Source organism: Ruegeria sp. G7 (assembly GCF_056535465.1).
The window spans coordinates 1,455,605-1,482,121 of sequence record NZ_JBQFIL010000001.1; the positions used below are offsets into that span (position 1 = coordinate 1,455,605).

Here is a 26,517-nt window from a genome sequence, read left to right on the forward strand (position 1 = left end):
TTGCGCAATATTATTTCACGCCATGTTTCCCGTCTCGGGTGGCAATATCGCCGCATCTGCAGGGCAGGGCCCCAGTGTTACAAAAAAGGCGCCCGTAGGGGGCGCCTCTTCTATCCGGATATCAAACCGTTCAGTCGCGCTCCACGCAGAGGGCGACGCCCATGCCGCCACCGATGCACAGGGTTGCCAGACCTTTTTTGGCATCACGGCGTTTCATTTCGAACAGAAGCGTGTTCAGCACGCGACAGCCAGAAGCCCCGATCGGGTGGCCGATGGCGATTGCGCCGCCGTTCACGTTGACGATCGACGGATCCCAGCCCATGTCCTTGTTCACGGCGCATGCTTGCGCGGCGAAGGCTTCGTTCGCTTCGACGAGGTCCAGATCGTCAACCGACCAGCCTGCCTTTTCCAGTGCTTTGCGCGAGGCATAGATCGGACCAACACCCATGATCGACGGGTCCAGACCGGCAGTCGCGTAAGACGCGATGCGGGCCAAAGGTTCAATGCCGCGCTTTTCCGCGTTCTCGGCCGACATCAGCAGGGTCGCGGCAGCGCCGTCATTCAGGCCCGAGGCGTTGGCCGCAGTTACCGAACCGTCCTTGGTAAAGGCGGGGCGCAGCTTGGCCATCGCCTCCATGGTTGCGCCGTGACGGATATATTCGTCCTTGTCCATCACGATGTCGCCCTTGCGGGTCTTGATGGTGAAGGGCACGATCTCGTCGGCGAACTTGCCAGCGTTCTGGGCGGCTTCGGCTTTGTTCTGCGACGCGACGGCGAATTCATCCTGCATGTCGCGGCTGATTTGCCATTTTTCGGCGACGTTTTCTGCGGTCTGACCCATGTGATAGCCGTTGAAGGCATCCCAAAGGCCATCGCGGATCATGGTGTCGATGTATTTCATGTCGCCCATCTTGTGCCCGGCGCGCAGGGCTGCGGCATGGGGTGACAGGGTCATGTTCTCTTGTCCGCCGGCGGCAACGATTTCTGCGTCGCCCAGTTGGATATGTTGTGCACCCAAGGCAACGGCCCGCAGACCCGAGCCACAGACCTGGTTAATACCCCAGGCCGCGCTTTCCTGCGGCAAGCCTGCGTTGATGTGCGCCTGCCGCGCGGGGTTCTGCCCCTGGGCGGCGGTCAGGACCTGGCCCATGATGGTTTCGCTTACTTCGCCTTTATCGATCCCGGCGCGGTCCACCACCGCTTCGAGAACCGCAGCGCCGAGGTCATGTGCAGGGGTGTTCGCAAACGAGCCACCGAAGCTGCCCACACCTGTGCGGGCGGCGGATGCGATTACTACGTTGGTCATATAGTCAATCCTTTACCATCATGGTCCTGTCGGGAGGTCGCACGCAATGGCCGAGAGCACCCTCTCGGACAGTACAATACCCTACGATCCCGTTGTCCAGTGTGCTTTGGGATACAGGAATGCTGCAACTGCAGCAACGGACAGCTTGTCTCAGCGTCAACCGGGGCGGTTCATCATCGGGTACGTTCTTCTCAACTACCGGTTTTGGCAGGTTTTTCCGGGATCCAAGGGGGCGTCACAGATGGCGCGCCGAACAAGAACCCCTGCAGGCAGTCGACACCGTTCGCGATCAGAAATTTCGCATCTTCGGCTGTTTCGACCGATTCGGCTGTGACCAGAATCTCGAACTCTTTCGCGACGGCGATCAAGGCGCGGACCAGCGCTTGGTTGTCTCGGTCAAGGGCAATGCCGCGGATGAATTGACCATCAATCTTGGCGGCATCGAACAAAAACTCTCGGAAATGACGAAAGCTGAAGTTGCTGGCTCCGAAATCATCCAACGCAAAGGCGACGCCCCGCGCCTGTTGCCGATCCATGAAGTCGACCACCAATTCGGGGACCTGCATGGCCGAGCTTTCCGATATCTCCAGAATCAAACGCTCACCCACGCTGCTGTCTTTTTTCAGGAACCTGTCCAACACACGGGACCATCTGGCATAGCCTATGGACCGGGCGGACATGTTAATGGACAGGCGGATGCCGGGGTTTCGGATCAGGGTACGCAACCCCATCTCAAGCGCGATACAGTCCAGATCGCGCCCGATGGGCGTGTTTTCGACTTGCGGCATGAACTCACGCGCCGGAATCACGCGTCCGGTTTCATCCAACACACGGATGAACCCTTCGTAAAAGGCCACTCCCTGCGGGGCTTGTGCTTGCATGACCGGTTGAAAGGCAAGCTTGCACTGTTTGTGCTTCACCGCTTCGGTCGCCATCTGCACGATCGACCGGTCCCGAGACGACACCGCCGCATTCAGCGGATTGTCCGAGCCTTCGGGCACGTCTGCTAATTTCTTGTCCCGCATATCCAAGCCTGTCCACGAAAGGAGTGGCCCCGATTTCAGGTCAAACAAGTGAATCTGGGGTTAAGAAACCGCGGTTTTCTGCTTGTGCAGGATCAGCGTACAGATTGCCAGGCGTGTCCGGCCGCTCCGATCACGGCACCGATCAGGCCCAATGCTGCCATCGCAAAACCCAGTGCCAGCGCCGCTGGGGCACTGCCCGCGCCAAGCGCTGCAAACATTACCAGAGCCAATCCTGCGAGGCCGACAAACGTGAAAACTGTGACAATACGGGTCATTGGGGCCTCGGGCTACTCGAATACGAAACTTCGGTCTCATATGGAGCCTTCGGCCCGAGAATCAACCCGGTCAGCGCCGCAGCGCCGATCCTCAGGCTTGTTCTGCTTGTTTATTAGGCATCGTCAGGTCGGCATGCTCAAATCCGGGCGTTCCGCGATCTTCGGGATGACGCTGCAGATGCTTGGCTTTGATCTGTTGCGAGTTGTCGCGGCTGCCATCGTGGCTATAGCCCGGCGGTGCAAAGCAATAGGCCAGCCGTTGGTGCAGGGTCAGCCCCGGCTGCGTTGCGTCGCGCCAGATGCCGACCCATTCGTGGAATGCTACACGCAGTGGGTTGAAGGTGCCGATATTATGCACCAGCCCATAATCGACGCGGTCATCCTCTTGTTCAGGCACGAAGGTGCCGAACATCTTGTCCCAGATAATGAACACGCCTGCATAGTTGCAATCCAGATACCGCGCGTTGCGCCCGTGATGGGCGCGGTGGTGGCTGGGCGTGTTCATCACCGCCTCGAACCAGCGGGGCATTTTGTGGATGGCCTCGGTGTGAATCCAGAACTGATAGATCAGGTTCAGCCCGCCCACGAAAAGTACCATCGCCGGGTGAAATCCCAGCAGGATCAGCGGCGCGCGCACCACCATCATGAAGGTGAACGTATAGGTCCAGGTCTGCCGCAGAGCTGTGGTCAGGTTGTAGTGCTGCGAGCTGTGGTGGTTCACATGACTGGCCCAGACCCAGCGGATACGGTGCCCGAACCGATGCACCCAGTAATAGCGCAGGTCATCCAGCACGAAGCACAGGATTATGATCGGGATCGACGTGCCAAGGTTCAGCGGCGTGATCTGCCACAGCCACATGAAGAACGCATAGGCGATGAACCCCAGCAGAAAGCCGGATGCGATATTGCCTGCCCCCATGATCAGAGAGGTCACGGCATCGCGCGTCTCGTACCGCCCGCCCCGGCCTTTGACGGCGATCCACAGGAACTCGGCCAGAATGGCAGCGATGAAGAAGGGCACGGCCCATTGCACCGCGTCGGGAAAGGTAATCTGGTCAGTCATTCCGGGTCCATCAGGTGTTGCCAATGCTGGCGCTCGGTCTCTTCAAGATGAATACGCGCGCGGGGGACTGCGAAGTCGTGGAACTGCACTTCGATGCCGTCAGAGGTCTCGAGCCAGTCGAAATCCCGCAGATGCCGCGCCACGGTGTCGGCCCCGAAGGACCAAAGCAGCCCGGCCCCGATCTCGGTCCGCACAAGCGCGGCGTGGCCGTCATGGGCCACGGTAACGTCGATCACCGTGTCATCAGGAAAATGCCGCAGCCACTGGTCTGCAGCCGTTTCGGATGTCAGCAGATGCAGGCGGGACTTACCCGTCAGATGCAGCAACAGCGTGATCCCGGCAATGCCGCCGACCACCAGCACCAATAGAATTTCCAGCGCCATTCCATCCTCCTACCGCCAAACTGCAAAGCGGGAGGACGGGTGTCAAAGGTGGCGTCGCGTCAGCTTGAAACCGGGGCAGCAAGCGGACATGCCGAAGTCAGGATCACGCTGTCGGTGTATCTCAGTTGGCGACGGTGTAGACGATGGTATCGCCTTTGCCTTTGTTGCGGACAAACTTCACCTGATCGCCTTCTATCTTGACCTTCAAACAGTCTTCGGGGAACTCCCTGTCGCCAACGACAACATTGCGGCAGAAAAAGCGTTTGTTCCAAACCCAGGCACCGGTGAGTTTGGCATCATTCAGGCCAACACCGCTCATCTTCCCATCTGGGGATATGATCAGCCAGGTTGAACCGCTTACAAGCTTTTTGCCCGCTACGGATTCGACAAACTGACTTTCTTTTTTGATATCTTTGGCGCTTGCAACAGAGGTCAGTCCAACAACCATAATTGCCGCTGTAGCGAGTTTAATGACAAGTTTCACAATACATCCTCCCACTCATAACAAGTGGGAGGGATAGCACATTGGCACCCTTTTGATAAGCGTGTTAACTTTCGCCGCCTACAAGAGCACCCACGATCGCCTTTGCGCTGTCCGAATTCCACTCGGCATCGCCGATCAGCCGCGCGATTTCCTGACCCTCGGGGTTGAGGATCACGGTGATCGGCAGGGCAATGACACCAAATTCACGCGCCGCGGCTGAATTGGGGTCCTGGTGACGGGGCAGGTTTTCGATGCCGTTCTCGTCAAAGAACTTCTTGATCCCGGCAGGCGTGTTGCGCCCGGTCGCCAGCGTAAGAACCTCGAACTTATCGCCACCGAACTCTTCCTGCAGTTCCGCAATCTGCGGCATCTCTTTCCGGCAGGGTGCGCACCAGGTGGCCCAGAAGTTCACCAGCACATATTTTCCGGCATAGTCCTCAAGCGTGCCGACGCCACCCTCATCCTCCAACTGGAATTCGATGGTCTTGGCCTCTTTCGGCTCTTTGTGCAGGATCAGGCGCTTCAGCGTCCCCTCGCGCAGGGGCTTCAGCGTTTCGACATCCGCAGCCAACGCCGCGTTTGCACCCAGCGCAAGGGCCATATAAAGGGGGATCAGACGTAACAGGCGCATATCAACTCCGGGTTTTCTTTCATGACCGATCAATCCTCGAACCAGATGTGGGGCGGCCGCTTTGCCGCCGGTCCAGACGCGATCATGGAGGCAATCAATGCCTCGATCGGGTTCGATCAGCGGATGGCAGCCCAGGACATCGCAGGCTCGCGCGCCCATGCCGCCATGCTGGCCGCTACAGGCGTCATAAGTGATAGTGATGCCGAAGCTATTCGGGAAGGCCTGCTCACAGTCTTGTCAGAAATCCAGTCCGGTTCGTTTCAGTTTTCGACCGCGCTGGAAGACATCCACATGAATGTCGAGGCGCGCCTGAAAGAGGTGATCGGAGAACCCGCTGGCCGTTTGCACACCGGGCGTTCGCGCAATGACCAGGTCGCAACGGATTTCAAACTTTGGGTGCGCGATCAGTTCGACGCGGCAGAAACGGGCCTTCTGGCGTTGATCCGCGCCTTGCTGGCGCAGGCCGATGCCGGGGTCGATTGGGTCATGCCCGGCTTTACCCACCTGCAAACCGCGCAGCCGGTGACATGGGGCCATCACATGATGGCCTATGTCGAGATGTTTGGCCGTGATCTCAGCCGCGTCCGCGATGCCCGCGCCCGGATGAACGAATCCCCGCTGGGCGCTGCTGCGCTGGCAGGCACGTCCTTCCCCATCGACCGCGCTATGACCGCTGAGGCGCTGGGCTTTGACCGCCCCGCCGCCAACTCGCTGGATGCCGTCAGCGACCGCGACTTCGCGCTTGAGTTCCTGTCAACGGCTTCGATCTGCGCCGTGCACCTGTCGCGCTTTGCCGAGGAACTGGTGATCTGGTCCTCGGCCCAGTTTCGTTTTGTGACGCTGTCGGATCGGTTCTCGACCGGCTCGTCGATCATGCCGCAGAAGAAAAACCCCGACGCAGCGGAACTGATCCGCGCCAAGGTGGGCCGCATCTATGGCGCAAACACCGCGCTGATGATGGTGATGAAGGGCCTGCCGCTGGCCTATTCCAAGGACATGCAGGAGGACAAAGAGCAGGTCTTTGACGCCGCCGATAACTGGATGCTGGCGCTTGCTGCGATGGAAGGCATGGTCAAGGATATGACCGCCAACCGCGAAAGCCTCGCCGCCGCCGCTGGGTCGGGGTTCTCGACCGCGACCGATCTGGCCGACTGGCTGGTGCGCGTGCTGGGCCTGCCGTTCCGCGATGCGCACCATGTCACTGGATCGCTGGTGGCGATGGCCGAGGCCAAGACCTGCGACCTGCCCGATCTGACGCTCGAGGATATGCAAACCGTCCATGCGGATATCACCGACGATGTCTTTTCTGTTCTTACGGTCGAAAATTCAGTAAACTCTCGCCAATCCTACGGAGGAACTGCGCCGGATCAGGTGCGGGCCCAAATCGCGCGATGGAAGACGTTGATATGATGCGGATACGACATTTGGTGCTTTTGCTGACAGCTACAGTGGCCTTGGCCGCGTGTGGCGCTGATGGCGAACCGATCCAACCCACCATGAGCGCGAGTGTCGGCGTGGGCAGCAGCGGCACCTACGGTGGCGTGGGGGTTGGCCTGCGGCGCGGTGGATTGGGTGTTTATCTGGGGCTGTGATCTGGCCTGAAACCAGAGTCGGACGAAAGAGACCATTATATGAAACCCATCGGCCTGATCTTCTGCCTCGTCATGCTCGCCGCGTGCGAGCCGTCATCCTCTCCGAGGCCCGCGCCCGAGGCGTCAAGCGGTGGGACGGGCATCTCGATCTCGGGCTATGGTCGCGTTGGCGTGGTGACGCGCCAGTAGGCTTGCCAGACTTGGTGCAGAATCCATTGATCCGAAGGGCCTTTTTGGTCTAAGCGCGCTGTCATGGATCATTTTCTCTACCGCGACGGCGCGCTTTACGCCGAGGATGTGCCCGTTTCCGAGATCGCGTCTGCGGTCGGAACCCCGTTCTACGTCTATTCAACGGCGACCTTGCTGCGGCATTTCAAGCTGTTTGATGACGCGCTTGAGGGTATGGATCATCTTGTGTGCTATGCGATGAAAGCGGCCAGCAATCAGGCGATCCTGAAAACGCTGGCGCAAGCGGGTGCAGGGATGGATGTGGTCTCGGGCGGCGAATATCTGCGCGCCAAGGCGGCAGGTGTGCCCGGGGACAAAATCGTTTTCTCGGGCGTCGGCAAGACAGCGGATGAGATTCGGGCGGCGTTGACGGGCGGCATCCGGCAATTCAACGTCGAATCCGAGCCCGAGATGCAGGTGATTAACGCCGTTGCGCTTGAACTTGGCAAGGTTGCGCCGATCACCGTGCGGGTGAATCCGGATGTGGATGCGAAAACCCACGCCAAGATTGCCACCGGCAAGTCCGAGAACAAGTTTGGCATCCCGATCTCGCGCGCGTCCGAGGTCTATGCGCTGGCCGCCAGTTTGCCGGGCTTGGAGGTGATCGGGATTGATGTCCATATCGGCTCGCAATTGACCGAGCTTGAGCCGTTTGAACTGGCCTACCACAAGGTCGCAGAGCTAACCGAACGCCTGCGTTCTGAGGGCCATAACATACATCGGCTGGATCTGGGGGGTGGACTGGGCATTCCCTACACCCGCTCGAACGATGCACCGCCTTTGCCGGTCGAATATGGCGCGATGATCAAGAAAACACTGGGTCATCTGGGTTGTGAGATCGAAATTGAACCGGGGCGCCTGATCGCAGGCAACGCGGGTCTGATGGTGTCCAAGGTTATCTATGTCAAATCCGGTGAAGGCCGTGATTTCCTGATCCTTGATGGCGCGATGAACGACCTGATCCGGCCCGCGATGTATGAAGCGCATCATGACATCATCGCGGTGGCAGAGCCCGCTGCAGGTGTCGAACAACAGCCCTATGACATCGTCGGCCCAGTCTGCGAATCCGGCGACACCTTCGCCAAACAGCGCAACATGCCGCCGCTGAAATCGGGTGATCTGATCGCCTTCCGAAGCGCCGGAGCTTACGGCGCGGTGATGTCCAGCGAATACAATACCCGACCCCTGATCCCCGAGGTTCTGGTGAATGGGGATCAATTTGCCGTAATTCGTGAACGCCCAAGCTTTGACGAAATCATAAACCGCGATACCATACCCGTGTGGCTCTGACGCGATAGGCGCGCGGGCCGATCAGGAGGCCCGCCTTGCGCGACGTATCAAACCTGCCGATCCCAAGAGGATCCCTGTGGCTTACGCATGCCGGGATGCTGGCCGAGCAGGTCATGCGTGCCTTTTGGCCCTTCTTTTCGATACTCATGGCGGTGCTTGCCGCCCTTATGCTGGGTTTGCAGGACCTTGTGCGGATCGAGGCCGTCTGGGCGGGTGCAGCCGTCAGCGTGTTGGCGTTGATTGCGACAGCGATTCTCGGGCTCAGGCGATTCCACCTGCCGATCCGAACCGAGGCGCTGGTGCGGTTGGATGAAACGCTGCCGGGCCGACCGATTCAGGCCTTGATGGATGATCAGGCGATTGGCGCGATGGATGCCGATTCTGTGGCGTTGTGGCGGGCGCACCAGTCGCGCATGGCGGCGCGCGTGGCCGAGGCGGAACCGGTCAAGCCCGATCTGAGGTTGGCGTCGCGCGACCCTTATGCCCTGCGTTATGCCGCGCTGCTGGCGCTGGTGGTGGCCGCGCTTTTTGGCTCGTTCTGGCGGATTGGCTCGGTTGCCGATATGACACCGGGCACCGCGCAGGCCGGGCAGGGCCCCAGCTGGGAAGGGTGGGTTGAACCGCCGCGCTATACCGGTTTGCCGACGCTCTATCTGGCGGATCAGACCGATCCCACGCTGAGCGTGCCCAAGGGCAGCCGCATCACGCTGCGGTTTTACGGAGAGGTGGGCGCCCACAGCCTGACAGAAACGTCGACGCCTTTGGGTACCGAAGCTGCCACTGATCCCGAGCAGGAATTTGTCGCTGAACGGTCCGGCCAGATGCGGATCGAGGGTCCGGCAGGCCGCGACTGGATGCTGGACATCCTTCCGGACACTGCCCCGCAGATCGCTGCGGCGGGGGCGGCTGAGGCTGAAGCTGGTGGACAGATGAAGTTGCCCTTTGCGGCAGCGGATGATTACGGCATCGTTTCGGGAACAGCGCGGATCGAACTCGATTTGCCTGCCGTGAACCGTGAGTTTGGTCTGGCGACCGAGCCCGAGCCACGTGAAACGATCACTGTTCAACTTCCGTTGCCGATCACCGGTGATAGGACTGAATTCACCGAAGACCTGATTGAGGATTTCTCGCAGCACCCATGGGCGCATTTGCCCGTCAGGATCACGCTGATGGCCGTCGATGCGGCAGATCAGGAATCGGTGGCAGAGCCGTATCTGACCGACTTGCCCGCCCGTCGGTTCTTTGACCCGCTGGCTGCGGCGGTGGCGGAACAGCGCCGTGATCTGCTGTGGTCGCGCGAAAACGCTTTGCGCGTGTCGCAATTGCTGCGTGCGGTCTCGCATCTGCCCGAGGACCTGTTCCGTTCGGACACGGCCTATTTGCGTTTGCGCGTGATCCTGCGCCGGTTAGAGACCTTTGACCGGCACGGTGCGCTGAATGCGAAACAACAGGAAGAGATCGCGCAAGCGCTGTGGGAACTCGCGGTTCTGATTGAGGATGGAACGCTTGCGGACGCGTTGGAACGTATGCGCCGGGCGCAAGAGCGCCTGACCGAGGCGATGCAGAATGGCGCCAGCGACGAAGAGATCGCCGAACTGATGCAGGAATTGCGCGAGGCGACGCAGGACTACATGCGCCAGTTGCAGCGTCTGGCGCAAGAGAACGGTGAGACCCAGCAGGGCCAGCAAGGGCCCAACGGTGAAACCCTGCAGATGACGCAGGACGACCTGCAGCGGATGATGGACCGCATTCAGGAACTGATGGAACAGGGCCGCATGGCCGAGGCGCAGCAGGCGCTGGAAGAGTTCCAGCAGATGATGGAAAACATGCGCGTCACCCAAGGCCAGGGTCAGGGCGGCCAGTCCGAGGGTCAGCAGGCCATGGAAGGCCTGGCGGAAACCCTGCGCGAACAACAAGGCCTCAGCGATCAGGCGTTCCGGGACCTGCAGGAACAGTTCAACCCGGGCGCGCAATCGGGCGAAAGCCAGGGCAATGAAGGGCGCAATGGCGGTCTTGGCCGGGGCGAGAGCCATGAAGGTCAGGGCGGTCAGGGACAGGGCCAGGATCAGGCTGGCGAGGGCCAGCAGGGACAGGAGGGTTCATTGGCGGATCGCCAACAGGCCCTGCGGGATGAGCTTGGGCGGCAGGAACAGAACCTGCCGGGTGGCGGAACACCGGAAGGCGAGGCCGCGCGCGAAGCGCTTGGCCGTGCAGGCCGCGCGATGGACGAGGCCGAAGATGCCTTGCGGGGCAATGATCTGGCCGAAGCCATTGACCGCCAGTCCGAGGCGATGGAAGCCTTGCGCGAAGGCATGCGGTCACTGGGTGAGGCGATGGCGCAGAACCAGCAAAACCAGCCTGGTCAGGGAACCGAGGCCGGAGATATGCAAGCCAATAACCGGGACCCTCTGGGCCGCACGCCGGGGTCTGCCGGGTCGATCTCGACAGATGACAACCTGTTGCAAGGCGAAGATGTCTATCGCCGTGCCAGAGAGCTGCTGGATGAAATCCGCCGCCGCACGGGCGATACGGATCGGCCGCAGATCGAGCTAGAGTACCTCAAACGTCTGCTCGAGCGGTTCTGAGCGCGTTCAGTTCTGCGCACCGCCCGTCTGCGTCTCAAGCCAGATGCGGGCCTGATCGATCATCGAGACATAGGATTTCAGAACAGGATCGGCCTGCGGAACGGCCTCGCTGATTTGATTGGCGTTGCCGTAGATCAGGAACAAAATGACCCCGATGATGACGATAAGCGCGAAGCCGCGCAGAAACCCACCGGATTTGCGAACAGGGGCGGCTTCCTCGGCATCCTCGGATGTCAGATCGCTGCGCAGGCCGGAATTGATCGCCTCGACATCGGGCAGAGCGTCCTTCTGACCCGCATCTGACGCTGTTTTACTTGCTTCGGGGCGCTTGGGTTTGACCTTGGGCTCTTCGGGCACTTCAAGCGCCATATCGGCTTGGCTTTCCAGACTGCTTCCCTCGCGCTCGCGCAACTCGGCCTCGCGCGCGGCCTCTTCTTTCAGGATGTTGGCAACGGCGGGGTCTACATGGCCGCTATCGTCCTCGGGCTTCTCGGGCAGTGTTTCCGGGGCTGCAGGCGCGGCAACTTCTTCGACCTCGTCTGTGACCGGCGCAGGCGGCGCTTTTGCCTCAGCCGTCGCAGTGTCTTTTGCCTTGGCCTGAAACCACGTGTGTTCGCAATTCGAGCACTGCACATCGCGCCCACCATCGGGGATCACCTCATCCGGGACCTCATATTGGGCACTGCAATTCGGACACGTTAAACGCATTCTGCCTCCTGCCCGGCCAAGCGGGCCTGATAGTAGTTTTTTCAGGGATGATATTCCGTTAAGACCCAACAGCAAAGCGCGTTTTCGCCATCGTAGGTCAAGTGTCGCCAATTGGACCCGTTCAGGGGATCAAAGCAGGCATTGAAACCGTCGTCGCGCTCGGGCAAGAGATGAGCAGAACAATGGGGGCAGGCGTGATCGAGCTGGAAAATATCAGCTACAGCTATGGCGGCGGCGAATTGCTGAGCGATGTTTCGCTGCAGCTGCAGCCGGGATCGTTCCACTTCCTGACCGGGCCGTCGGGCTCGGGCAAGACCACGCTGCTGAAACTGTGCTACGGCGCTTTGCTGCCGACCTCGGGGCGGCTAAGCGCCTTTGGCGAGGATATTGCGCGGCTGGACCGTGACCAGATGGCCCTGCTGCGCCGTCGCATTGGCGTCGTGCATCAGGATTGCCGGTTTCTGGATCACATGACCGTGGCCGAAAACGTCGCCCTGCCGCTGATGGTGTCGGGTCGGGCGGAGGCGGGTGAACAAAATGATCTGACCGAACTGCTGGGCTGGGTCGGGCTGGGCAGCCGTCTTGAGGCGCTGCCGCCGGAACTGTCGGGCGGTGAACGTCAACGCGCCGCACTGGCCCGCGCGGTCATCCTGTCGCCGGACATGGTGCTGGCGGATGAACCCACCGGCAACGTCGACTGGGAGATGTCGCAACGCTTACTACGCCTGCTGGTCGAGCTGAACCGCATGGGCAAAACCGTGCTGATCGCGACCCATGACCTTTCCCTGATCCGCGCCGCCAAAAGTCAGGTTCAGGCGCGGGTGCTGCGGATTTCCCAGCGCCGCCTTCAACTCGCGGGGGCGGATCTATGAGCAAGGGCGACATCCGCAACTTGCTGCGCCGCGACAGCCGCGCCGACCGGGTGGTGCCGCCCACCGGGTTTACCGCGCAACTGACCCTGTTCGTATCCGGCGCGATGGCGTTTCTGGCCGTCTTTGCGCTGGCCCTGTCGCTGGCCTCAGGGCGGCTGGCGGATCGCTGGGCCTCGGAACTGGCGGGGGCCGCCACGCTGCGGATCAACGCCCCCGCCGACCAGCGCGCCGCCCAGACCGAGGCTGCGCTGACCGTGCTGAGCCAAACCCCCGGCGTCGCCTCGGCCCGTGCGCTGACCAGCGAAGAACAGGCCGCTCTGCTCTCACCATGGTTCGGCCCCGACCTGCCGCTGGAGACGCTGCCCATCCCGCAACTGATCGAGATCATCGAAGGCCCGCCCGGTCTGGACGCGGCCGGTCTGCGCCTGCGTCTGGGGGCCGAAGTGCCCGGGGCGGTGCTGGATGATCACACCCGCTGGCGCGAACCGCTGGTTGATGCGGCGATGTCGCTGCGGCGGCTGGGCTGGATCTCGATCCTGCTGATTGGTGGGGCCACGGCCGCGATGATCACGCTGGCCGCCAATGCCTCGCTGGCTGCCAACGCCCAGATCATCGAGGTGCTGCGTCTGGTCGGTGCCCGCGACCGGTTCATCGCCGGGGCCTTCGTGCGGCGGTTTACCTTCCGCGCGCTGTTCGGGGCCGGGGTCGGCACACTACTGGGGATGTCCGGCGTTCTGCTGCTGCCCGAAGCCTCCGACGCGGGTGGATTTCTCACCGGGCTCGGGTTTCAGGGGGCAGGCTGGCTGCTGCCCGTGCTGATCCCGCTTTTGGGCGCGGCGGTTGCGTTTCTGGCCACGTGGTCGGCGGCGCGGCGCAAGTTAAAGGAGCTTTCGTGATGTTCATGGCCCTTCAATGGATACGGTCGCTGATCTTCATGTTCACGATCTACGTGTGGATGCTGATCCTTGGGATTGTCTTTGCGCCCTACGCGCTGTTCGCTAAACGCGGAGCGGCGCGGGCCTGCATGACCTATGCCCGCACAACCATGTGGCTGGCCCGCTGGATGGTCGGCATTCGCAGCGAAATCCGTGGAAACCCTCCGACCGGAGAGGTGGTGATCGCGGCCAAGCACCAGTCTTTCCTCGATATCATCATGATCTTCAGCGCCATCCCCCATGGCAAGTTCATCATGAAGAAAGAGCTTCTGTGGACCCCGGTCATCGGCATGTATGCCCGCCGGCTGGGTTGTGTCGCGGTTGATCGCGGCAAAAGGGGCGTGGCGGTGGCCAAGATGGTCAAGGATGTGGCCAAAGAGTTCAGCGAACCCGGCCAGCTGGTGATCTACCCGCAAGGCACCCGCGTCGCGCCGGGTGTTCCGAAGCCCTATAAGGTGGGAACGGCGGTGCTCTATCAGGGGCTGGGTTATCCCTGCGTGCCGGTTGCCACAAATGCGGGTGTGTTCTGGCCCAGAACCGGCATCCTGCGCAAACCCGGCACAGCCATTGTCGATTTCCTCGACCCGATCGAACCCGGCGTTGGCCGGGACGCCTTTCTGGAGCGGCTTGAGGACGTCATCGAAACAGGTTCAAACGCATTGATGCGAGAAGTGGGATTTGACCCGGATGCAGTTCATTGAAGACATAACGACGCTCGAGGGGCTTTACGGTACCCCCGGCGCACCCTCGCTGCGCAAGGTGGCCCGGCAACTGACGCCGCTCTACCGCAAATGGATCATGACCGCGCGGCTCTGCGTGCTGAGCACCGTGGGCCCTGAAGGCGTCGACGGCAGCCCGCGCGGCGATGACGGGCCTGTTGTGCTGGAACTGGACCCCGGCACGCTTGCGCTGCCCGACTGGCGCGGAAACAACCGCCTGGACAGCCTGCGCAATATCGTGCGTGACCCGCGTGTGGCGTTGATGTTCATGGTGCCCGGTTCAAACACTGTGGTGCGGGTCAACGGCTCGGCGCGCCTGACGGCGGATGAAACGCTGCGCGCCCGCTTTGAAAAACACGGCAAACAGCCCGCCACCGTCATCGTTATCGAAATTGCCGAGATTTACACCCAATGCGCCCGCGCGCTGATGCGGTCGCAGACATGGGCTGGCGGCGATGACGCCGAGGGCCTGCCAACCGCCGGAGAAATCCTTGCAGAAATGACCGCCGGAGAAGAAGGCGGCGCACGCTATGACCAGGAATGGGGAGCGCGCGCCGCCAAGACGATGTGGTAGGAAAGGGGGCTCTGCCCCCGCCGCGGCAAGCTGCGACTCCCCGGGATATTTAGAGCCAGATGAAGCAGGGGATCCGGTCTTCATCTGGCCAGAAATATCCCGGAGCGCGAGGCAGAGCCTCGCATCCCGAGCTTTCAGCCCTTACAGTTTCACGAGTGGATCGGGCCGTCGCCACAGGCGAGTGCTGCTTCACGCACCGCTTCTGAATAGGTCGGGTGTGCGTGGCAGGTCAGGGCCAGATCTTCGGCAGAGGCACCGAATTCCATCGCCACGCAGACCTCGTGGATCAGATCGCCTGCTGCTGGGCCGATGATGTGTGCGCCCAGAATGCGGTCTGTTTCTTTGTCGGCGAGGATTTTGACAAACCCGTCGGCGGCGAAATTCGCCTTGGCGCGGCCATTGCCCATGAACATGAACTTGCCGACCTTGTAGGCACGGCCCTGTTCTTTCAGCGTCGCTTCGGTTTCGCCGACATTGGCGACCTCGGGCCAGGTGTAGATCACGCCCGGAATGACGCCATAGTTCACATGGCCATGCTTGCCCGCGACCTGCTCGGCGGCGGCCATGCCCTCGTCTTCGGCCTTATGGGCCAGCATCGGGCCTTCGGTAACATCGCCGATGGCGTAAATGCCGGGTACGTTGGTCTGCCATTCAGCGCCCACTTTGATCTGGCCGCGCGGTGTCATCTCAACGCCCAGAGCCTCGAGTCCCAGACCATCGGAATAGGGTTTGCGCCCGGTGGCGACCAGAACGGTGTCGGCGTCGATCACATGCTCGCTGTCATCCTTGAGCAGCTTGTACGTCACTTTGGCCTTGGTCTTGGTCGCTTCGGTCTTTTGCACCGCCGCGCCCATGACGAAGTTAAGACCCTGTTTCTTGAGAATACGCTGGAAGGTCTTCTGTACTTCAGGATCCATGCCCGGCGTGATTTCCTTGAGGAATTCGATCACCGTCACCTCGGCCCCAAGACGGCTGTAGACCGAGCCCAGCTCCAGCCCGATCACACCGGCACCGATCACCACCATCTTCTTCGGAATCTTGCCCAGAGACAGTGCGCCGGTCGAAGTCACAACGACCTTCTCATCCACTTCGACACCGGGCAGCGCCGACGGCTCAGAGCCCGAGGCGATGATGATGTTCTTGGCCTCGTGCACCTCATCACCCACCTTTACCTGACCGGCAGCGGGGATCGAGCCCCAGCCTTTCAGCCAATCGATTTTGTTCTTCTTGAACAGAAACTCGATGCCCTTGGTGTTGCCGTCGATCACCTCGTCCTTATAGGCCTGCATCTGTTTCCAATCGACCGACGGAGATTTGCCTTTCAGGCCCATCTTGGCAAAGTTATGCTCGGCTTCGTGCAACTGGTGACTGGCATGCAGCAGCGCCTTGGACGGAATGCAGCCTACGTTCAGACAGGTGCCGCCCAGCGTCTCACGCCCTTCGACCACGGCGGTTTTCAGCCCCAGTTGGGCGCAGCGGATGGCGCAGACATAGCCGCCGGGGCCGGCTCCGATTACGATGACGTCATAGCTGGACATTGGGGCACTCCTTGATGTGTCTCGACCGCGCCCGGATCAGGGGCGCGGCAGTCAGGCCTTACAGGGCCATAAGGTATAGATAAACGGTTGCAAGAAATCCTGCCAGCCAGACAAGCGTGCGCAGGAACGGGACCGGGATGGCCAAAGCGTAGACCGGGACAAAGACGAGGCGCGCGATCAGGAAAATCTGCGCCGCCAGCAGCGTCCCGGACGTGAAGCCATCCTTGACGGCAAGGATCAGCACCGCAGGCGCAAACAGCGCCATCGCCACGACCGAGTTCGACAGCGTGCGCTCGACCCGTCCGGCAACCCCGGTCAGCGGCGGCATGTCATCCCGCGCGCCACCCAGCGTCATCAGCCCGACCTGTGACATGGCGGTCAGGACGTTCAGCAGGATGATCACCACGACCAGCAGGCCATAAAGCGCAAGAATGGAAAGTTCCGAAGACATGTTCACATTTCCTTTTTCAATGAGTGTCCGGGTTCGGGACTAACATCTCCAAGGCTGATGGGCAGGCGGGGCTCACGCGTAAGTGCAACGGCGTGTGCAGGAGAGAGCCCCTGCACACGCAGGATGTCAGACCGGTTCTAGCAGCTTAACCTGAATATGGGCCACGCCGCCACGTTCGTGATGCATGGACAGTTCTTCCGAGTCGAAGAACCTGCGCGCCCTTTCAAGGTCCGCCACCTCGAACATCGCAACCGCATGGTCGCGCTGGTCGGGGTCTTTCCAGACATGCAGGTCGCGGATGCCCGCAGCCTTGCGCATGGGCTTGTCCTCGCGGAACACTTTCAGCCAGGCGCTGAAATCGGCCACATCGGCCTGCCAGAGTACATGTGTTGCCATGATCACAGATCCATCAGCAGACGGCGCGGGTCTTCCAGCGCCTCTTTCACGCGCACAAGGAAGGTGACCGCGCCTTTGCCGTCTACGATCCGGTGGTCATAGGACAGGGCCAGATACATCATCGGACGGATCTTGATCTCACCATTGATGACCATCGGGCGGTCCTGGATCTTGTGCATGCCCAGAATACCCGATTGCGGCGGGTTCAGAATGGGCGAAGACATCAGCGAGCCGTATACACCGCCGTTCGAGATGGTGAAGGTGCCGCCCTGCATCTCGGCCATCGACAGCTTGCCGTCGCGGGCGCGCTTGCCCTTTTCGGCGATGGCTTTCTCGATCGCAGCGAAAGACATAGAATCCGCGTCGCGAATGACCGGAACCACCAGACCCTGAGGCGTACCGGCAGCCACGCCCATATGGACGAAGTTCTTGTAGACGATGTCGGTGCCGTCGATCTCAGCATTCACCTCTGGCACTTCTTTCAGCGCGTGACAGCAGGCCTTGGTGAAGAAGGACATGAATCCCAGACGCACGCCGTGCTTCTTCTCAAACTGGTCCTTGTACTGGCTGCGCAGGGCCATCACCTCGGTCATGTCCACCTCGTTATAGGTGGTCAGGATCGCGGCGGTGTTCTGGGCATCCTTCAGGCGCTTGGCGATGGTCTGGCGCAGACGGGTCATGCGCACACGTTCTTCGCGGGCGGCATCATCGGCGGCGACAGGCGCGCGCGGCGCTTGGGCAGCGGGGGCGGGCACAGCCGCCGCAGGCGCTGGGGCCGACGCCGTTGCAACGGCCTTTGCCACGTCCTCTTTCATGATGCGGCCATCGCGGCCCGTTCCGGTGACCTGATCTGCCGACAGACCGGCCTCGGCCATGGCTTTCTCGGCCGATGGAGCATTGGCGACGTCCTTGCCACCAACCGAGTCACCCCCATTCGCCGGGGCAGCCGCCGCCGGAGCCGCAGCAGCACCCGCCGCCGCGCCCGAGATCACCGCCAGCTTGGCGCTTGCATCTACGGTCGCGCCCTCGGGCGCTACGATTTCGGCCAGAACACCTGCAGCCGGGGCCGGAACCTCGACCGATACCTTGTCGGTCTCCAGCTCACACAGCATCTCGTCCTGTGCCACGGCATCGCCGACCTGCTTGAACCATGTCGAGACGGTCGCCTCGGTCACGGATTCACCCAGCGTGGGCACCATCACATCGACGCTGCCACCCGACGCTGCGGGGGCCGCAGCAGCAGAGGCCGGGGCCGCCGCCGGGGCAGGGGCCGCGCCTTCACCCGCCGCAATCGTGGCCAGCAGGGCGTCGACACCAACGGTCTCACCTTCGGCGGCTACGATCTCCCCCATCACACCCGCGGCGGGCGAGGGCACTTCGACCGTGACCTTGTCGGTCTCAAGCTCACACAGCATTTCATCCACGGCCACGGCGTCACCGGGGTTCTTGAACCATGTCGCAACCGTGGCTTCGGTGACAGATTCGCCAAGCGTGGGAACACGAACTTCAATCGTCATCGTTTACTTTCCTTTGAGGCTCAGCGCTTCGTTCACCAGCGCTTCTTGTTGGAATTTGTGTTGGCTGGCCAGACCCGTCGCGGGCGAGGCCGAGGTGGCGCGGCCAGCATAAACCGGACGCGTATGTTTGGCTTTGATCCGGGTGAGCACCCATTCGATATTGGGCTCGATAAAGGTCCAGGCGCCTTGGTTCTTGGGTTCTTCCTGACACCAGACCATCTCGGCCCCTTTAAAGCGCTCAAGCTCGTTGATCAGCGAGTGCGCGGGGAAGGGATAGTATTGCTCGATCCGCATCAGATAGATGTCGTCGATGCCACGCGCATCGCGTTCTTCCAGAAGGTCGAAATACACCTTGCCGGAACACATGACGACGCGCTTGATCTTGTCATCGGACACCAGCTTTGTATCCGAATTTCCTTTCTGCGCATCATCCCACAGTACCCGGTGGAAGCTGGAACCTGTGGTGAAATCATCTGCCGTGCTGACCGCCAGCTTGTGCCGCAGCAGTGACTTTGGCGTCACCAGGATCAGCGGCTTGCGGAAGGTCCGGTGCAGCTGTCTGCGCAGGATGTGGAAATAGTTCGCAGGCGTCGTGCAGTTGGCCACGATCCAGTTGTCCTGACCGCACATCTGCAAGAAGCGTTCAAGCCGGGCGGACGAGTGTTCCGGGCCTTGCCCCTCAAACCCGTGCGGCAGCAGGGTGACCAGACCGGACATACGGAGCCATTTGCTTTCGCCCGAGCTGATGAACTGGTCGAACATGATCTGCGCACCATTGGCGAAATCGCCGAACTGCGCTTCCCAAAGAACCAGCGCGTTGGGTTCGGCCAGCGAATAGCCATACTCGAAACCCAGAACCGCATATTCGGACAGCATCGAGTCGATCACTTCGTATTGTGACTGCCCTTTGCGGATGTTGTTGAGGGGATAATACCGTTCTTCGGTTTCCTGGTGGACAAAGCCTGAATGGCGTTGGCTGAATGTGCCGCGGGTGGCATCCTGACCGGCCAGACGCACGGGGTACCCTTCTGTCAGCAACGAGCCGAAGGCCATCGCCTCACCCGTCGCCCAGTCAAAGCCTTTGCCGGTTTCGAACATCTGTTTCTTGTGGTCCAGCAGACGGCCCACGGTCTTATGCAAAGCAAATCCGTCCGGAGCCTGTGTCAGCGCGCTTCCGATTTCGGCCAGAGTGTCTGGGGTGATCGCCGTATCGCCCCGAACATATTCGTCCTTGTTCTTGTCCAGATGCGACCAGCGTCCATCCAGCCAGTCGGCCTTGTTGGGTTTAAAGTCCTTCCCGGCCTCGAATTCGTTGTTCAGATGCGCCTGGAACGCGGCTTTCATATCCTCGATCTCGCCCTCGGGGATCAGCCCATCCTTGACCAGACGTTCGGTGTACAGCGACAGCGTTGTCTTATGCGTCTTGATCTTCTTGTACATGATCGGGTTGGTGAACATGGGCTCATCGCCCTCGTTGTGCCCGAACCGGCGGTAGCAGAAGATATCCAGAACCACGTCCTTGTGGAACTTCTGGCGGAACTCGGTCGCCACCTTGGCGGCATGCACCACCGCCTCGGGGTCGTCGCCATTGACGTGGAAAATCGGGGCTTCAACCATCAGCGCAATATCCGTTGGATACGGGCTGGAGCGGCTGAAATGCGGCGCTGTAGTAAAGCCGATCTGGTTGTTCACCACGATATGCATCGTACCGCCGGTCTTGTGTCCGCGCAGGCCGGACAGGCCAAAGCCTTCGGCCACCACGCCCTGACCGGCAAAGGCTGCATCGCCATGCAGCAGGATCGCCATGACCTTGGTGCGGTCAGTGTCCTTCAGCTGATCCTGCTTGGCGCGCACCTTGCCCAACACCACTGGGTTCACCGCCTCGAGGTGGCTGGGGTTGGCGGTTAGCGAGAGGTGGACGCTGTTGCCGTCAAACTCGCGGTCGCTGGAGGCACCGAGGTGGTATTTGACGTCGCCCGAACCATCCACGTCCTCGGGCTTGAAGCTACCGCCCTGGAATTCGTTGAAGATGGCGCGATAGGGCTTGCCCATCACGTTGGCCAGAATGTTCAGACGTCCCCGGTGTGGCATCCCGATGACGATATCGCTCAGACCCAGCGCGCCACCGCGCTTGATGATCTGCTCCATCGCCGGGATCAGTGCCTCACCGCCGTCCAGACCGAACCGCTTGGTGCCCATGTATTTGACATGCAGGAACTTCTCAAAGCCCTCGGCCTCGACCATCTTGTTCAGGATCGCCTTGCGGCCTTCCTTGGTGAACTGGATTTCCTTGCCAAAACCCTCGATCCGTTCCTTCAGCCACGCGGCCTCTTCGGGGTTCGAGATATGCATGTATTGCAGCGCAAAAGTGCCACAGTATGTCCGCTTCACGATCTCGACGATCTGCCGCATGCTGGCCATCTGCAGGCCCAGCACGTTGTCGATAAAGATCGGACGATCCATGTCGGCATCGGTGAAGCCATAGGTCTTTGGGTCCAGCTCAGGGTGCGTGCTGGCCGCGCGCATACCCAGCGGGTCCAGATCGGCGGCCAGATGGCCCCGGATGCGATAGGCCCGGATCAGCATCAGGGCCCGCAGGCTGTCCAGCACCGCGCGTTTGATCTGGTCATCGCTGACCGCAACTCCCTTGGCGGCGGCCTTGTCCTTGATCTTCTTACCTGCGGCCTTGGCATCAATCTCGGCCCATTCGCCGGTCAGCGCCCCGGTCAGATCATCACTGGGCATCGGAGGCCAGTCGGTGCGCGCCCAAGACGGCCCTTCGGCCTCGCGCTGCACATCCGGCGTGGCATCACCCATGGCCTTGAAGAACTCGACCCAGGCGGCATCCACCGCGCCGGGGTTCCGGGTATACTGGGCATAGAGCTGCTCTAGATACTCGGCGTTATGCCCCTGCATGAAGCTTGAGGCATGAAACTGGTCGTTGGGCGAATGTTCGGTCATGGGGTTACCTCATATGGGTTGGGACCGTATTGGTTGGTGCCCGGCTGGCTGGGGCGGGACAGCCACCACAGCACCAGGAGGGGTGACACTGTGAGAACGATCAGTGTCGGAATGACTATAAGCAGGGTTGCGCGGGTGAACAGAATGTCCAAAGCCCCGCCATGGAACTGACTGGCAAGGCCAATTCCAAAGAGCAAAACGGCCAGGGCACCCAGGATCAGTAAGATCGGCAGCAGCGCATAAAATCCGCTGCGTCCGGTGTCGTGCATCCTCCGGAACGAAACGGCCAGATGCGGGAAGAGCACGATCAGCGTCACCAGGCTCTGCACCGGTCCCGAGGACATGGCAGTGACAGATCTGGACGTTTCAGTCTCGCTGACCGCAACCTGAGTAAAAAACTGCCAGTCGATGAGGCCGGCGATAGAGCCCCAGATCACGATGAAGAGGAAAAAGAACCAGTATTCAGGCCGCGAGGCACGTCCCGAGAAGTTGAAGAACTTGGTGAAACAGGTGCGGATGGCGTCGGAGAAGGTCATGTTCATTCGTTGACCTCCGGCGCGACCATTTGCTCGGACGTTCGCCTGATTTGGGTCCAGTAGACGGGCGCGTTAGGGCCAAATACCTCAAAGGCATCCGGCAATAGTTCCACGTAAAGTAACCCGTCGGTGCGTCTTGGCTCACCTTCTCTAAATTTGACATTGTATGCTCTAGAAGCGGGCGTCACTTTGGTTCCATAAGCTTCTTCCGCAACTGCCGCCGATATGAACTCTGATGTGATCTGGCTGTTTTTCATCAGATGGTAGCACAAATCAAAATAGAAGCGGTTGGTTTCTGTGCCTTTGATGGCAGTGGTGCCTGCGATTACGATCTCGCCATTGTTCGGGTTCACCAGAATCTCAGGACGGCTCTGGTATGCATCAAAGTACAGCTCTTTAATATCGCCATTGTACGAGTTGAGAACTGCGAGACGGTTCTCCGCCCGTTCCAAGCCGTTCTCCCAGAAATAAGTGTTAAGAACACCTATCCACTGTTCGGACATCATCGCCAATCTTTGCGACGCATCATCTGCGTCGATCCAACCGTTTTGACGCAGCCGGGAAACGACTTCCCGGCTGTCAATTTGAGTTTCGCGGCAAGACGATTCGGGCCAGTTTTTCTCATCTGCGACCAGCACGTTTGCCGACAAGCAAAGCGCAGTAGCAATCAAACTACCCTGTAGCCTGCGAGCGATCATCTTAGCCAATCGCTTCCAGCACAGCCTCACCCAGCTGCGCCGGGCTTTCGGCGACAACGATACCGGCGCTGCGCATGGCTTCGATCTTGTCCTCGGCACCGCCTTTACCACCGGCAACAATCGCGCCCGCGTGGCCCATGCGGCGGCCCGGAGGCGCCGTGCGGCCTGCGATGAAACCAGCGGTGGGTTTCGAGCGGCCCTTCTTGGCCTCATCCGCCAAGAATTGCGCGGCTTCTTCCTCGGCCGAGCCGCCGATCTCACCGATCATGATGATCGAGTGGGTCTCGTCATCGGCCAGGAACCATTCCAGCACGTCGATATGCTCGGTGCCTTTGATCGGGTCGCCGCCGATGCCCACGCAGGTGGACTGGCCCAGACCCACATCGGTGGTCTGCTTGACGGCCTCATAGGTCAGGGTGCCCGAACGGGACACAACGCCGACCGAGCCGCGCTTGTGAATGTGACCCGGCATGATGCCGATCTTACAGGCGTCGGGCGTAATCACACCGGGGCAGTTCGGCCCGATCAGGCGCGACTTGCTGCCTTCCAGCGCACGCTTGACCTTCATCATGTCCAGAACCGGGATGCCTTCGGTGATGCAGACGATCACTTCCATCTCGGCATCAATCGCTTCAAGGATCGAGTCCGCCGCAAAGGGCGGCGGCACATAGATCACGCTGGCATTGGCTTCGGTCACATGCTTGGCTTCGTGGACCGAGTTGAACACGGGCAGGTCAAGATGCGTCATCCCGCCTTTGCCGGGGGTCACGCCGCCGACCATGTTGGTGCCATAGGCGATGGCCTGTTCGCTGTGGAATGTGCCCTGTGAGCCGGTAAAACCCTGACAGATCACTTTGGTGTTTTCGTCGATGAGGACTGCCATCTGGCGTTCTCCTTTGTAGGGCGGGGTTCAGCCCGCCGAAATCTTGGGAAAGGTGGGCCGAAGCCCACCCAACGGGATGGCATCAGCCCTTGACGGCCTTCACGATCTTCTCGGCACCGTCTTTCAGGTTGTCCGCCGCAATCACGTCCAGGCCCGAGGTGTTGATGATCTCTTTGCCTTTCTCGACATTGGTGCCTTCCAGACGCACGACCAGCGGAACCTGTAGTCCGACCTCTTTAACAGCCGCCACAACGCCCTCGGCGATGACGTCACAGCGCATGATGCCGCCGAAGATGTTGACCAGAATGCCTTTGACCTGCGGGTCCGAGGTGATGATCTTGAACGCCTCGGTCACTTTTTCCTTGGTCGCACCGCCGCCCACGTCGAGGAAGTTGGCCGGCTCGGCCCCATAGAGCTTGATGATGTCCATCGTGGCCATCGCCAGACCGGCACCGTTGACCATGCACCCGATCTCACCATCCAGCGCGATGTAGTTCAGGTCGTATTTGGACGCTTCCAGTTCCTTGGGGTCTTCCTCGGTCGTGTCGCGCAGCTCGGCAATATCCGGGTGGCGGTAAACCGCGTTGCCGTCAAAGCCGACCTTGGCGTCCAGCACTTTCAGGTCGCCCTTGTCCGAGACGATCAGCGGGTTGATCTCCAGCATCTCCATGTCCTTCTCGACGAAGGCGTTATAGAGCTGGTTCATCAGTTTGACGCATTGTTTGACCTGCGCGCCTTCCAGACCCAGTGAAAAGGCAATGCGGCGGCCGTGATAAGCCTGATAGCCGGTCGCCGGGTCAACCGAGAAGGACAGGATTTTCTCGGGCGTCGCTGCAGCCACCTCTTCGATATCCATGCCGCCTTCGGTCGAGCAGACAAATGAAATGCGGCTGGTCTGGCGATCCACCAGCAGAGCCAGGTAAAGCTCGCGCTCAATGCCCGAACCGGCCTCGATATAGATGCGATTCACCTGCTTGCCTGCCGGGCCGGTCTGATGCGTGACCAGTGTGCGGCCCAGCATCTTCTTGGCTTCTTCGGCGGCCTCTTCCACCGACTTGGTCAGACGGACACCGCCTTTTTCCCCGGCATCCACCTCTTTGAACGAGCCCTTGCCGCGTCCCCCCGCGTGGATCTGCGCCTTGACGACCCACAGGGGGCCATCCAGTTCACCGGCTGCGGTTTTGGCTTCCTCGGCGCGCAGAACCGCGCGACCGTCGGAGACCGGAGCGCCATAGCTGCGCAAAAGAGCTTTGGCCTGATATTCGTGAATATTCATCGAAATTGTCCCGTCTGACTACGATTACCCCGTTATAGGGGTGTCTAAGGGCCAAGTTTAAAGAGTTTTTTGACGTGTCACGGGAAATTGCAGAAGATTTTCAGTATTTGTGATCACGGTTTTTTGGGGTGTGATCACAAAAAAATACACAGGCGTGTATTGCGCTAGTTTTTCAGAAAGTATCGATTCTGCAAAAAACATAGATAGAATGAAATCCCTCCTGCCAAGAAAAGTGGCGCGGTTCGCATCACGGCTGCGAGCAACGGGTCCATCACGGTTGGATTTCCTCCATCGACTCCGAGCGCGATGAAAAATATCGGGATCAGCCCGACCCCACGCACGATGCATTGAGCCGAGTAGGCCTTAAGAACTGTTGTGATAATGCCCTGAGGTTTGTCATATCAAAAAAGTAAGAGTGCGGACAAAGCCAAGACATAGAAAGTGGGCCTCAGTGTTATCAAGAAGATGGTGGTGAACACTATAACTTCTCTTTCTATGGTCAAGAAAAGAGAAATGCGCGCCCGAAGACGCGCATTCACCCTTTGGTCTGGAATTCCAGACCTTATGCCAGCGAGCTATCGATGCCCTTGCAGGCTTCGATCAGACCTTTCACAGCATTCACTGAGTTGTCGAAGCCGGCCTGCTCTTCTTCGTTGAGCTTGATGTTGACGATGCGCTCGATGCCGCCAGCGCCGATGACGGTGGGAACACCCACATACATGCCTTCAACACCCAGTTCGCCATCGCAATAAGCGGCACAGGGCAGAACGCGTTTCTGGTCTTTCAGATAGGCCTCGGCCATTTCGATCGCCGAGGTGGCAGGCGCGTAGAAGGCCGAGCCGGTTTTCAGCAGGCCAACGATCTCGGCACCGCCATCACGGGTGCGCTGCACGATGGCGTCCAGTTTCTCTTGCGTGGTCCAGCCCATCTCGACCAGATCGGGCAGGGGGATGCCGGCGACGGTGGAATAACGTACTGACGGGACCATCGTGTCGCCGTGGCCGCCCAGAACGAACGCGGTGACATCGCGCATCGAGACGTTGAACTCTTCCGACAGGAAGTGGGCGAAACGGCCTGAATCCAGAACGCCCGCCATGCCACAGACTTTGTTGTGCGGCAGGCCCGAGAATTCGCGCAGGGCCCAGACCATCGCGTCCAGCGGGTTGGTGATGCAGATGACGAACGCGTCGGGCGCGTTGGCGGCGATGCCTTCGCCGACCGATTTCATGACCTTCAGGTTGATGCCCAGCAGGTCGTCACGGCTCATGCCCGGTTTGCGCGGGACACCGGCGGTCACGATGCAGACATCGGCACCTGCGATGTCTTCATAGGACTGCGTGCCTTTCAACTTGGCGTCGAACCCTTCCGAGGGGCCGGATTCTGCGATGTCCAGCGCCTTGCCTTCGGGCGTACCTTCGGCGATGTCGAACAGAACGACATCCCCAAGTTCTTTCATTGCTGCGAGGTGGGCGAGCGTGCCGCCGATCTGACCTGCGCCGATCAGCGCGATCTTGGGTCTGGCCATTTGGATTATCTCCGGTCGGTTTTGAAATCGCGGTTTTGCTAGTCGCAAAAACGACGCTGCGCAAGC

The 26,517-nt window shown here is 60.4% G+C and carries 26 protein-coding genes; 8 read left to right on the forward strand and 18 right to left on the reverse strand.

The features are described 5' to 3' along the window. Positions 1–130 precede the first annotated feature (130 nt). The 7 genes from ACR3EN_RS07310 to ACR3EN_RS07340 all read right to left on the reverse strand — a co-directional run bounded on the left by ACR3EN_RS07310 (position 131) and on the right by ACR3EN_RS07340 (position 5,167). Positions 131–1,306 (reverse strand): acetyl-CoA C-acetyltransferase, encoded by a 1,176-nt coding sequence (locus tag ACR3EN_RS07310; protein WP_480470928.1) that lies wholly within the window; start codon positions 1,304–1,306, stop codon positions 131–133. A 191-nt stretch (positions 1,307–1,497) separates the two neighbouring features. Beyond that, positions 1,498–2,331: an EAL domain-containing protein gene (locus ACR3EN_RS07315; RefSeq protein WP_480823520.1), complete on the reverse strand. Its 834-nt coding sequence runs from the start codon at positions 2,329–2,331 to the stop codon at positions 1,498–1,500. Between the two features lie 92 nt (positions 2,332–2,423). After that, entirely contained in the window at positions 2,424–2,606 is a 183-nt protein-coding gene (locus ACR3EN_RS07320; RefSeq protein WP_480823522.1) for a hypothetical protein, read from the reverse strand. A gap of 91 nt (positions 2,607–2,697) precedes the next feature. Continuing rightward, the gene (locus ACR3EN_RS07325) at positions 2,698–3,669 is read right to left on the reverse strand and encodes a sterol desaturase family protein (protein WP_480823524.1); all 972 of its coding nucleotides are present in this window, start codon (positions 3,667–3,669) and stop codon (positions 2,698–2,700) included. Beyond that, positions 3,666–4,052 carry a hypothetical protein gene (locus tag ACR3EN_RS07330; RefSeq protein WP_480823526.1) on the reverse strand — a complete coding sequence of 129 codons (387 nt, stop codon included), beginning with the start codon at positions 4,050–4,052 and terminating at the stop codon, positions 3,666–3,668. The genes ACR3EN_RS07325 and ACR3EN_RS07330 overlap by 4 nt, the downstream gene beginning before the upstream one ends. A 121-nt stretch (positions 4,053–4,173) precedes the next feature. Further along, entirely contained in the window at positions 4,174–4,536 is a 363-nt protein-coding gene (locus ACR3EN_RS07335) for a hypothetical protein (RefSeq protein WP_480823528.1), read from the reverse strand. A gap of 64 nt (positions 4,537–4,600) precedes the next feature. After that, positions 4,601–5,167: a TlpA disulfide reductase family protein gene (locus ACR3EN_RS07340; RefSeq protein WP_480823530.1), complete on the reverse strand. Its 567-nt coding sequence runs from the start codon at positions 5,165–5,167 to the stop codon at positions 4,601–4,603. Positions 5,168–5,188: 21 nt separating this feature from the next. Here ACR3EN_RS07340 and argH point away from each other — a divergent pair, with 21 nt between their 5' ends. The 4 genes from argH to ACR3EN_RS07360 all read left to right on the forward strand — a co-directional run bounded on the left by argH (position 5,189) and on the right by ACR3EN_RS07360 (position 10,862). Beyond that, entirely contained in the window at positions 5,189–6,577 is a 1,389-nt protein-coding gene (gene argH, locus ACR3EN_RS07345; RefSeq protein ID WP_480823532.1) for an argininosuccinate lyase, read from the forward strand. After that, positions 6,574–6,759, forward strand: coding sequence for an argininosuccinate lyase (locus ACR3EN_RS07350; protein WP_480823534.1), 186 nt, complete (start codon positions 6,574–6,576; stop codon positions 6,757–6,759). The genes argH and ACR3EN_RS07350 overlap by 4 nt, the downstream gene beginning before the upstream one ends. 252 nt (positions 6,760–7,011) lie before the next feature. Continuing rightward, positions 7,012–8,277 carry a diaminopimelate decarboxylase gene (lysA, locus tag ACR3EN_RS07355; RefSeq protein WP_480823536.1) on the forward strand — a complete coding sequence of 422 codons (1,266 nt, stop codon included), beginning with the start codon at positions 7,012–7,014 and terminating at the stop codon, positions 8,275–8,277. Positions 8,278–8,312: 35 nt separating this feature from the next. Further along, positions 8,313–10,862 (forward strand): TIGR02302 family protein, encoded by a 2,550-nt coding sequence (locus ACR3EN_RS07360; RefSeq protein ID WP_480870791.1) that lies wholly within the window; start codon positions 8,313–8,315, stop codon positions 10,860–10,862. Positions 10,863–10,868: 6 nt separating this feature from the next. Here the strand turns inward: ACR3EN_RS07360 and ACR3EN_RS07365 are convergent, their stop codons facing one another. Beyond that, positions 10,869–11,570 (reverse strand): zinc-ribbon domain-containing protein, encoded by a 702-nt coding sequence (locus tag ACR3EN_RS07365; RefSeq protein WP_480823539.1) that lies wholly within the window; start codon positions 11,568–11,570, stop codon positions 10,869–10,871. Positions 11,571–11,740: 170 nt separating this feature from the next. Between ACR3EN_RS07365 and ACR3EN_RS07370 the strand changes: the two genes are divergently transcribed. From ACR3EN_RS07370 to ACR3EN_RS07385, 4 genes are read left to right on the forward strand one after another with little or no spacing between them, the layout of a single operon-like run. Continuing rightward, the gene (locus ACR3EN_RS07370; RefSeq protein ID WP_480823540.1) at positions 11,741–12,442 is read left to right on the forward strand and encodes a cell division ATP-binding protein FtsE; all 702 of its coding nucleotides are present in this window, start codon (positions 11,741–11,743) and stop codon (positions 12,440–12,442) included. Next, the gene (locus ACR3EN_RS07375) at positions 12,439–13,338 is read left to right on the forward strand and encodes a cell division protein FtsX (protein ID WP_480823542.1); all 900 of its coding nucleotides are present in this window, start codon (positions 12,439–12,441) and stop codon (positions 13,336–13,338) included. Before ACR3EN_RS07370 ends, ACR3EN_RS07375 begins: the two co-directional genes overlap by 4 nt. After that, positions 13,338–14,078 (forward strand): lysophospholipid acyltransferase family protein, encoded by a 741-nt coding sequence (locus ACR3EN_RS07380; RefSeq protein WP_480823545.1) that lies wholly within the window; start codon positions 13,338–13,340, stop codon positions 14,076–14,078. The genes ACR3EN_RS07375 and ACR3EN_RS07380 overlap by 1 nt, the downstream gene beginning before the upstream one ends. Then, entirely contained in the window at positions 14,065–14,670 is a 606-nt protein-coding gene (locus tag ACR3EN_RS07385) for a pyridoxamine 5'-phosphate oxidase family protein (RefSeq protein WP_480823547.1), read from the forward strand. The genes ACR3EN_RS07380 and ACR3EN_RS07385 overlap by 14 nt, the downstream gene beginning before the upstream one ends. 149 nt (positions 14,671–14,819) lie before the next feature. Here ACR3EN_RS07385 and lpdA read toward each other — a convergent pair whose 3' ends face one another. The 10 genes from lpdA to mdh form a co-directional block, all read right to left on the reverse strand. Continuing rightward, positions 14,820–16,208, reverse strand: a complete 1,389-nt coding sequence (lpdA, locus tag ACR3EN_RS07390) for a dihydrolipoyl dehydrogenase (RefSeq protein ID WP_480823549.1) — start codon at positions 16,206–16,208, stop codon at positions 14,820–14,822. A gap of 58 nt (positions 16,209–16,266) precedes the next feature. Beyond that, the gene (locus tag ACR3EN_RS07395; RefSeq protein WP_480823551.1) at positions 16,267–16,659 is read right to left on the reverse strand and encodes an MAPEG family protein; all 393 of its coding nucleotides are present in this window, start codon (positions 16,657–16,659) and stop codon (positions 16,267–16,269) included. 126 nt (positions 16,660–16,785) lie between these two features. Then, entirely contained in the window at positions 16,786–17,055 is a 270-nt protein-coding gene (locus tag ACR3EN_RS07400) for a hypothetical protein (RefSeq protein ID WP_480823553.1), read from the reverse strand. A gap of 2 nt (positions 17,056–17,057) precedes the next feature. Next, positions 17,058–18,572, reverse strand: a complete 1,515-nt coding sequence (gene odhB, locus ACR3EN_RS07405) for a 2-oxoglutarate dehydrogenase complex dihydrolipoyllysine-residue succinyltransferase (protein WP_480870789.1) — start codon at positions 18,570–18,572, stop codon at positions 17,058–17,060. A 3-nt stretch (positions 18,573–18,575) separates the two neighbouring features. Next, the gene (locus ACR3EN_RS07410; RefSeq protein WP_480823557.1) at positions 18,576–21,533 is read right to left on the reverse strand and encodes a 2-oxoglutarate dehydrogenase E1 component; all 2,958 of its coding nucleotides are present in this window, start codon (positions 21,531–21,533) and stop codon (positions 18,576–18,578) included. Beyond that, complete coding sequence (locus tag ACR3EN_RS07415) at positions 21,530–22,069, reverse strand: DUF805 domain-containing protein (RefSeq protein ID WP_480823686.1); 540 nt, start codon at positions 22,067–22,069, stop codon at positions 21,530–21,532. The genes ACR3EN_RS07410 and ACR3EN_RS07415 overlap by 4 nt, the downstream gene beginning before the upstream one ends. Before the next feature lie 2 nt (positions 22,070–22,071). Next, a complete protein-coding gene (locus ACR3EN_RS07420) occupies positions 22,072–22,776 on the reverse strand; it encodes a hypothetical protein (RefSeq protein ID WP_480823559.1) in 705 nt (234 codons plus the stop codon). Continuing rightward, positions 22,769–23,650 (reverse strand): succinate--CoA ligase subunit alpha, encoded by an 882-nt coding sequence (sucD, locus tag ACR3EN_RS07425; RefSeq protein WP_480823561.1) that lies wholly within the window; start codon positions 23,648–23,650, stop codon positions 22,769–22,771. The genes ACR3EN_RS07420 and sucD overlap by 8 nt, the downstream gene beginning before the upstream one ends. A gap of 82 nt (positions 23,651–23,732) precedes the next feature. Then, on the reverse strand, positions 23,733–24,926 hold the full coding sequence (gene sucC / locus ACR3EN_RS07430) for an ADP-forming succinate--CoA ligase subunit beta (RefSeq protein WP_480823563.1): 1,194 nt from the start codon (positions 24,924–24,926) through the stop codon (positions 23,733–23,735). 562 nt (positions 24,927–25,488) lie between these two features. Continuing rightward, on the reverse strand, positions 25,489–26,451 hold the full coding sequence (mdh, locus tag ACR3EN_RS07435) for a malate dehydrogenase (RefSeq protein WP_480823565.1): 963 nt from the start codon (positions 26,449–26,451) through the stop codon (positions 25,489–25,491). Positions 26,452–26,517 lie beyond the last annotated feature (66 nt).